This window comes from Mycobacterium sp., assembly GCF_049673265.1.
GTDB lineage: Bacteria > Actinomycetota > Actinomycetes > Mycobacteriales > Mycobacteriaceae > Mycobacterium.
In genome coordinates, this window is the sequence record NZ_JBATXN010000568.1 from 1 (window position 1) to 1,645 (window position 1,645).

Here is a 1,645-nt window from a genome sequence, read left to right on the forward strand (position 1 = left end):
CGGCTAGCCGCACCGCCGAGACCGAGGGTGCGGCTAGCCGCACCCTCGACGCCAACGCAAGCCAAGCCCTAGGCCGGGGTCAGCTCCACGCCGGACAGCACGACCGCATCTTCACGCGAAGGCGCGCTTACGTTGGCCAGCAATCTGCCGTCCTCTTTCCAGACGGCGGCCTTCAGCGTCTCGCCGGGGTAGGCCACCCCCGTAAAACGGGCGCCGTACGACGCGACGGCGGCGACATCGGCGTCGAGTAACGCGTCGACCAGCGCCTTGCACGTCATGCCGTAGGTGCACAGCCCATGCAGGATGGGCCGCGGAAACCCTGCGGCAGCGGCGAATTCGGGATCGGAGTGCAGCGGGTTGCGATCGCCGCAGAGCCGGTACAGCAGTGCCTGCTGCGGCGATACCACGATGTCGAGTTCGAGATCCGGCGACCGGTCGGGTGCGCTTGCAGACGTCGACGCACCTCGCTCGCCGCCGAACCCGCCTTCGCCGCGGGCGAAGATCGACCGTCGCTGGGTCCATAGCAGCGTCCCGTCCGGCGCGGTCGCTCGCGTCTCGGACCAGATAACCGCGGCCTTGCCCTTGTCCCAGATGTCGGTGAACCGGGTGATGGCTTTCGCCGAGCCGGACGGTGGCAGCGGCGCCGGTGCGGTCACCTGCTCACTGGCGTGCAAAACCTTGCTCAGCTCAATGTCGATGCCGGGAAACTGTACGGTCGGCGGCTTGGTGGCGTGAAAGGTGGCGGCGACGTTGCCGAATGTCGGCAATACCTGCGGGGTGTCGTCGACCAAATAGCGCAGCTCACGCGGATCCATCGGGTCGGCGCCGGCGCCCAATCCCAGATGGTAGAGCTGCACATCGCTGCTGCTCCACGAGAATTCGATCGGATCGAGCTCGGCGGCCAGTGCGACGTCCGGATTAATGGGCATATCTAGGACCGTCCTGCTGGTGATTGAGAAATGTGCAGAGCTGCCAAGTAGCCGAAGGTCATCGCGGGGCCGATGGTGCCGCCGGGGCCCGGATAGGTATGTCCCATCACCGGTGAACTCACATTGCCTGCCGCGTACAAGCCTTCGATAATGCTGCCGTCGTCGCGCAGTGCCCGGCCGTACTTGTCGGTGCGGATGCCACCCTTGGTGCCCAGATCGCCGGGCACCATCTTCGCGGCGTAATACGGCGAGTGGCTGATCTCGCCGAGGTTGGGGTTCGGTTTGTTGGTCGGGTCGCCGTAGTACCTGTCGTAGGCGCTCTCGCCGCGGTGGTAGTCGGTGTCTACGCCTGAGCGGGCAAAGCCGTTGAAGCGCTCGACTGTCGTCTTGAATTCGTCGACGGGTAGCCCGGCCTTGCTGGCCAGCTCATCGAGCGTGTCGGCCTGGACGATCACGCCGGATTCCAGCCATTTGCGCGGAATACGTTGTCCTGGCTGCAATCCGGCGAAGATGTAGCGGTTGCGGTACTGCTGGTCGAATACCAGCCACGCGGGAATGTTCTCGCCTGGACCGGGACCTTGCCCGTACTCGCCGCCGTACATGTGGTGGCAGGCCTCGACGTAGGGCATGGATTCGTTCATGAATCGCTGGCCGGACATGTTGACGATGATGGAGCCGGGCGAGTTGCGCTCCGACAATGCGAACCACGGCGCGCC

2 protein-coding genes are annotated in these 1,645 nt (G+C 65.2%); both read right to left on the minus strand.

All coding sequences use genetic code 11. From position 1 onward, the window contains the following. Positions 1–68: 68 nt before the first annotated feature. Positions 69–929 carry a MaoC/PaaZ C-terminal domain-containing protein gene (locus WBF82_RS19340; protein WP_424384558.1) on the minus strand — a complete coding sequence of 287 codons (861 nt, stop codon included), beginning with the start codon at positions 927–929 and terminating at the stop codon, positions 69–71. Positions 930–931: 2 nt separating this feature from the next. Further along, the coding region (locus tag WBF82_RS19345; protein WP_424384559.1) for an FAD-binding protein at positions 932–1,645 on the minus strand (714 nt) is incomplete at its 5' end.